The sequence below is a fragment of the Microbacterium sp. H6 genome, assembly GCF_003314775.1.
In the GTDB taxonomy this organism is placed as follows: domain Bacteria; phylum Actinomycetota; class Actinomycetes; order Actinomycetales; family Microbacteriaceae; genus Microbacterium; species Microbacterium oxydans.
In genome coordinates, this window is the sequence record NZ_QOAY01000303.1 from 11,101 (window position 1) to 17,532 (window position 6,432).

Annotated in this window: 5 protein-coding genes; 4 read left to right on the forward strand and 1 reads right to left on the reverse strand. The window is 69.9% G+C overall.

Annotated features, from left to right (window positions below):
* The first annotated feature begins 27 nt into the window (after window positions 1-27).
* Together nudC and DSP71_RS19750 are read left to right on the forward strand one after the other, a co-directional pair.
* Entirely contained in the window at window positions 28-909 is an 882-nt protein-coding gene (gene nudC, locus DSP71_RS19745; protein ID WP_061016601.1) for an NAD(+) diphosphatase, read from the forward strand.
* Window positions 906-2,627: an ATP-dependent helicase gene (locus tag DSP71_RS19750; RefSeq protein WP_113681867.1), complete on the forward strand. Its 1,722-nt coding sequence runs from the start codon at window positions 906-908 to the stop codon at window positions 2,625-2,627. The genes nudC and DSP71_RS19750 overlap by 4 nt, the downstream gene beginning before the upstream one ends.
* 834 nt (window positions 2,628-3,461) lie before the next feature.
* Here the strand turns inward: DSP71_RS19750 and DSP71_RS19755 are convergent.
* On the reverse strand, window positions 3,462-4,871 hold the full coding sequence (locus DSP71_RS19755) for a zinc-dependent metalloprotease (RefSeq protein ID WP_046749545.1): 1,410 nt from the start codon (window positions 4,869-4,871) through the stop codon (window positions 3,462-3,464).
* A 118-nt stretch (window positions 4,872-4,989) separates the two neighbouring features.
* Here DSP71_RS19755 and DSP71_RS19760 point away from each other — a divergent pair, with 118 nt between their 5' ends.
* Window positions 4,990-6,081, forward strand: coding sequence for a PDZ domain-containing protein (locus DSP71_RS19760; RefSeq protein WP_082108744.1), 1,092 nt, complete (start codon window positions 4,990-4,992; stop codon window positions 6,079-6,081).
* A gap of 86 nt (window positions 6,082-6,167) precedes the next feature.
* Window positions 6,168-6,432 (forward strand): UPF0182 family protein (locus DSP71_RS24390; RefSeq protein WP_258546569.1); only part of this gene is annotated, 265 nt, incomplete at its 3' end.

The window sequence follows — 6,432 nt, forward strand, 5'->3', positions numbered from 1 at the left end:
CCGCCACGCCCGTGAAAGAGGGAGTCGATGACCATTCAGCGCCCGTCCCTCGACCGTGCGGCCGAACTCCGAGAAGAACCGGATGTGCTCGCCCGTCTCCGCGACGACCCGGCGACGCGCGTCATCGTGGTCCGTGAAGGTCGTGTCAGAGTCGTCGACTCCGCACTCGTGCGCGTCGCACCCGATGCCGTCGTGGAGGCGAGCTGGGCGCTTCTGGGGCGCGATCTCGACGGCACCCTGCTGCTCCTCGCGGCCGCCCCGCCGGAGAACGATGCTCTCGACACGGCGCCGGACGAGATCTGGCTGGGACTGCGCGATCTGGGTGGTCGCATCGACGGCCAGGAATCCGAGCTGCTCATCAGCGCGATCGCGCTTGCCGGCTGGCTTCAGGACGCGGCGTTCTGCCCCACGTGCGGAGGGGAGACCGAGCTCCGACAGGCGGGCTGGTCCCGGCGCTGTCTCGTTTGCGGACGGCAGCACTTCCCCCGCACCGACCCCGCCGTGATCGTCGCCGTCGAGAGCAGGGACGGCCAGCGCCTGCTGCTGGGCGCCAACGCGAACTGGGGCGGGCGGATGTTCTCCTGTTTCGCGGGGTTCACGGAAGCGGGGGAGTCCCTCGAATCCACCGCCTACCGTGAGATCGAGGAGGAGTCGGGTGTGCGTCTGTCCGCCCTCCGATACGTCTCCTCGCAGCCCTGGCCGTTCCCGCGGTCGCTCATGGTCGGCTTCCGCGCCGTCGTCGACGACGAGACGACCGCGCGCGCCGACGGCGAGGAGATCATCGAGGTCCGCTGGTTCACACGTGCCGAGATCGGATCCGCGCTCGCCGGAGACGGACCGGTCGGGCTTCCAGGACCGGCATCGATCGCTCGGGCGCTGATCGTCGACTGGTACGAGGACAAGGCGTGAGCGCACTCGATGCCCTCGATGAGCGGCAGCGGGCGGCGGCATCCGTGCTGCGAGGTCCCGTCGTCGTGCTCGCGGGAGCCGGAACAGGCAAGACCAGGGTGATCACCCACCGCATCGCCCACGGTGTCGACACGGGGGCCTACTCGCCGTCGCGTGTGATGGCCGTGACCTTCACGGCGAAGGCTGCGGGGGAGCTCCGCGGACGGCTGCGCGCGCTCGGCGTCGAGGGCGTCGCCGCTCGCACCTTCCACGCGACGGCACTCGCGCAGCTGAACTTCTTCTGGCCCACTCTGGCCGGCTCGCCCGCGCCGTCGATCATCGACAACAAGGTGCGGATGCTCGGGCAGGCTGCCGATGCGATCCGCCTCCGGCCCAGCACCGCGACGCTGCGGGACATCGCCTCGGAGATCGAGTGGCGCAAGGTCTCGATGCTCTCGATCGACCAGTACGCCGCGCTGGGTCGGCCGGTCTCCGGGGTCGACGCGACGCAGCTGGTCGAGCTGATGCGCGGGTACGAGGCGCTCAAGGACGACCGCCGTCAGCTCGACTTCGAAGACGTGCTCCTGGCCTGTGCCGGCATGCTCGAGGCCGAGCCGCGCGTGGCCGCGTCCGTCCATGAGCAGTACCGTCACTTCACGGTCGACGAGTTCCAGGACGTGTCTCCGTTGCAGAACCGTCTGCTCGAGCTGTGGCTCGGGGACCGGCACGACATCTGCGTCGTGGGTGACGCCAGCCAGACGATCTACTCGTTCGCCGGGGCCGAGCAGCGGTTCCTCCTCGAGTTCGAGCGCCGTTACCCCGACGCCACGGTGGTGCGACTGGAGACCAACTACCGCTCGCAGCCGCCGATCCTCACCGCGGCGAATGCGCTGATGCGGGGTCGTCCCGGCGCGCTCGAACTCGTACCCGCGCGCGAGCAGTTCACTGCGGACGCGCCCACGATCACCGCGTACGACACCGAGGGCGAGGAGGCTGCGGGGATCGCCGCCGGCATCTCCGCCCGTATCGAAGCCGGCACCTCTCCCGACGAGATCGCAGTGCTCTATCGCGCTCATGCCCAGTCCGCCGTGCTGCAGCAGGCGCTCGCCGCCGAGGGCATCGCGACCACGGTCCTCGGGGGGACGAGGTTCTTCTCGATGCCGGAGGTCCGCCAGGCGATCCTCGCCCTTCGCGCTGCGGCCGTCGCCCCGACTGAGCAGGGTTTCCTCGCCGGAGTGGAGCGCGTGCTCCGCGAGCTCGGACTCACGGAACAGCCGCCCGCTGCCGGAGGAGCGCAACGGGACGGGTGGGAGGCCCGGCGAGCGATTCTGCGGCTCGCGGAAGAAGCCGGTCCCGACTCGGACCTGCGCAGTTTCAGCGACGCCCTGATGGCGCGGGCGAAGGATCAGCACGAGCCGACGATGCGCACGGTCACCCTGTCGACTCTGCACGCGGCCAAGGGCCTGGAGTGGCCGCACGTCTACCTGGCCGGGTGGGCGGAGGGGTCGCTGCCCATCTCCTACGCGACGACGTTCGAGGCGGTCGACGAGGAGCGCCGCCTGGCGTACGTCGGTGTCACGCGCGCCGCGCGGACGCTGGCGCTGTCATGGTCGAGATCGGCGGGTCGGGGAGAGCGCGCACCGTCTCGGTTCCTCGCCGAGATGGGAACCACGGGCCGCGGCACCGGCATTCTTCGTGAAACGTCACCGAACGCCACGCGAGCGAGCCGTCAGCGCTGACCCGCACCGTGCGTCCGATGGCCGTGGCGTCGTCGGCGAGAAGCACAGCCGCGAGTCGCCCGGCCTCGGCGACCTGCGCAGCCCTGATCGGACCGGAGTCTCGGCCGATCATCTGTGCGTGCAGCAGCGGCCAGGCCGGCTCGAGGTCTCGGGCATGGGCGTCGCGACATGCGAGGCACGCCGATGCGCCGGGAACCACGAGCGGCCCGACGGTGACCCTGCCCGGCTCGAACGACACGGGCAGGTGCGCGGTGTCCTCGCGCAGAAAGCGGGCGAACTGCAGCGCGGCGGTCGCTCCGTTCACGAGCACGACACCGACACCGGGTCGCCGACCGATCTCGACCAGGGTGATTCCTTCGTCCGTCAGCGCTTCCCGCATGCGATACTCGCCGCGGCCGTCCGAGAGGCCGATGCTCTCCACCCAGGCCGATCGGGCGGGCGCGGGGTCGTCGACCAGGAGCGCGTCGAGTCGAGCGAGAAGCATCCGTGCCGCCTCCCGCGGTGCGCCGGCCGCATGGGCGATCACGTCGAAGGAGCCGCGGCGGAACCCGGAGCGCAGCCGGCTGAGCAACCGCTCCACCCAGGGCTCCGCGGCGTCGAAGCGGGGACCGTCATCGTCGCCGAGCTGGAGCGTGCGCTCATCTCGCCAGAGCAGCGGAGAGCCCGGGTCCAGGCGGGTGAGGAGCGGAGGAGTCAACGGCATCTCTCCGATTGTGGAGAGGAACCGGGCGGTGCGGGGCCGTCTGCGGGCATCGGTGGAGAACTCCTCCGTATCCGCCAGACGGGGGAGGACGGGTGCGGTCGAGGGAGCTCCCTCGGCCGCACCCGTCGTGCTCAGACCGGTCGGTCGCCCTCCGGCGCTGCGTCGTCGTCTCCGTCCGAATCCGCGGAGTTCTGGTCCGCGGGCCTGTCCTGCGAGAAGTCGTCGCCGTCGAGCAGGCGGGCCAGTGCTTCATCGAACTCGTCGGCGACGGGCTGCTCGCCGCGCTCTGCGGCCTGGAGGCGAGCCACGAGCCCGCTCGGGTCGTCGATGTCTTCGGCGGTCGGCATGAGGTCCGGGTAGTCCCACAGCGAGTCGCGGCCGCTGATGCCGACAGCATCCGTCACCGCCTGCCACATCGCGGATGCCTCGCGCATCCGACGGGGGCGGAGCTTGAGCCCGACCAGCGCGCCGAGCGCGTCCTCGGCCGGTCCGCCCACGGCACGACGGCGTCGAGCGGCCTCCGCGATACGGGCGCCGTCCGGCAGACGGGAGGTCGCCTCGGCGGTCACCACGTCCACCCAGCCGTCGATCGTCGCGATGAGGTTCTCGAGACGGGTCAGGGCTTCGCGCTGCGCCTCGCTCTGCACGGGGAGGAGCGCGCCGCCCTCGATGGCCGCGCGAAGCTCTTCGGGATCGGAGGGGTCGAGGCGACTGGCCACGTCTTCCAGAGCGTCGACGTCCACGGTGACTCCCCGTGCGAAGTCGGTGATCTGCGCCATCACGTGCAGGTGCAGCCATTTCGCGTGCCGGTAGAGCCGCGCGTAGGCGAGTTCGCGGGTGGCGAGGTACAGCGCGATCTGGTCTTCCGGGATCTCGAGCCCCTCCCCGAACGCCGTGAGGTTCTGCGGGATGATGGCCGCGGTCCCCGCAGGGAGCACGGGGATTCCCACGTCGCCACCGGAGACGACCTCGAGCGAGAGGTTTCCCAGAACCTGCCCGAACTGCGCGGCGAACACCGAGCCGCCCAGGCCCCGCATGAGCTTCCCCGCTCCCTGCACGACGCCGCGCATGTCCTCGGGCACCTGCGTGTCCAACGCCGAGGTCAGGGCGTCGGCGATGCTCGTCGACACCGGGTCGGCGATCTCCTTCCACACCGGGAGCGTCTTCTCGACCCACTCGCCCCTGGTCATCGCCGTCGGAGCCTCGGAGAGCTCGGAGATCGTCGTCGCCTCGCCGAGCCACAGGTTCGCGAGCGCGAAGGAATCGGCGAGCGAGGTGCGGGAACCGTCGGTCACTCCCTGCCCGTCGCGATTGGCGATGAACAGGGCCTGGCGCAGGGCGTTCTCCCACGGATCACCGCCGAAGGCGCCCTGGAGCTGCGACATGATGGTCTGCATCATCGCCGGGTCGAGGGTGAATCCGTCCATCCCCTCGAACGCGCCCCTGAGCGCTTCGGGGTCGATGTCCCCGCCGCCCTGGTTCGAGAGCATCTTCCGCAGGAACTCCTGGAAGTCCTCGGGTGTCGGGTCGTTGTCTGCCATGTCACTCGCCCTCTCAGCAGTTCTGTTGCCGTGGCATCTACGCTAGTCACAGGTTTCTGCGCGCGAACCCGATGCGGGCAGATCGGTGTACGCCGCTCGCGAACGACGGAGGAATGCAGTGGATCGAACGCGGTCTGGGAAGCTCGGACTCGGAGTCTGGGCGCTGATCGTCGCGCTCCTCGCGCTGGTCCTGCTCACCTTCCTTCCGTCGCCCTATGTGATCCAGCGGCCGGGGCCGGTGTACGACACGCTCGGCACCGCGAAGGGCGCGGACGGCGAGCAGGTGCCGCTCATCAGCGTCGAAGGCGCGGAGACGTTCGAGACCGCCGGCACCCTCGATCTGACCACGGTGCAGGTCGTCGGCAACCGTGAGCGGACTCCGAGCTGGTTCGAGCTCGCTCTGGCCTGGATGGACTCGTCGAAGGCGGTCGTCCCGCTCGATTCCGTGTTCCCCCAGGGCGTGACCACCGAACAGCGCGATGAGCGCAACGCCACACTGATGGTCGACTCCCAGCACGAGGCGACGGCGGCAGCGCTGAACGAGCTCGGCTATGACACCGGCGCGCAGGTCGTGGTGGTCGATGCCGTCGCGGACTCGCCGGCCGACGGCGTCCTGGAAGCCGACGACGTGATCACCGCGATCGACGGCACGGCCCTCACCTCGGCCACCCAGCTGAGAGAGGCGATCCAGGCGGCGGGAGGAGCCCCGGTGCAGCTCACCGTGGTGCGCGACGGCGCCGAGCAGACCGTCGAGGTCACCCCGGAGGAGCACACCGAGGGGGACAAGACCGCCTGGCTCATCGGCATCACCCTCCGCACCGACTACGACTTCGAGATCGACGTGACGATCCAGCTCGACAACGTCGGCGGGCCGAGCGCCGGGATGATGTTCGCACTCGGCATCATCGACACGCTCACCGAGGGCGAACTCAACGGCGGCAAGGACATCGCCGGTACCGGAACGATCGATGCGGCCGGCACCGTCGGCCCGATCGGCGGCATCCGGCAGAAGCTCTACGGCGCCAGAGATGCCGGAGCGGAGTACTTCCTCGCGCCGGCCGACAACTGCGACGAGGTCGTGGGTCATGTGCCCGACGGGCTTCAGGTGATCCGCACCGCGACCCTCGACGAGTCGCTGGCCGCCCTGCAGGTGATCGCCGACGACGGAGACGTCGCTGCGCTCCCGACGTGCGACGTCGCCGACCGGTGAGCGCGGAAGCTGCTGCGACCACGCCGTGACCGCCCCGTGACCGGGATGACAGCCTGCCCACAGTGAGCGATGCCTAGGATGGAGGGGTGACCTCCTCGCCCTCAGCTCCGAATCCGGCCACGCCTCGAACGTCCCGACGTATCCTCGGCATCTCACTGGTGATCATCGCCGCACTGATCGCGGTCTTCTTCGTGTTCGCCTCCCTCTACACGGAATTCCTCTGGTTCGACCAGGTGGGCTTCACCGGCGTCCTCACGACGCAGTGGATCGCCACGGCGGTGATGTTCGTGGTCGGCTTCCTCGGGATGGCCGTGCCGCTGTTCGTCGTCATCCAGCTCGCCTACCGGCTCC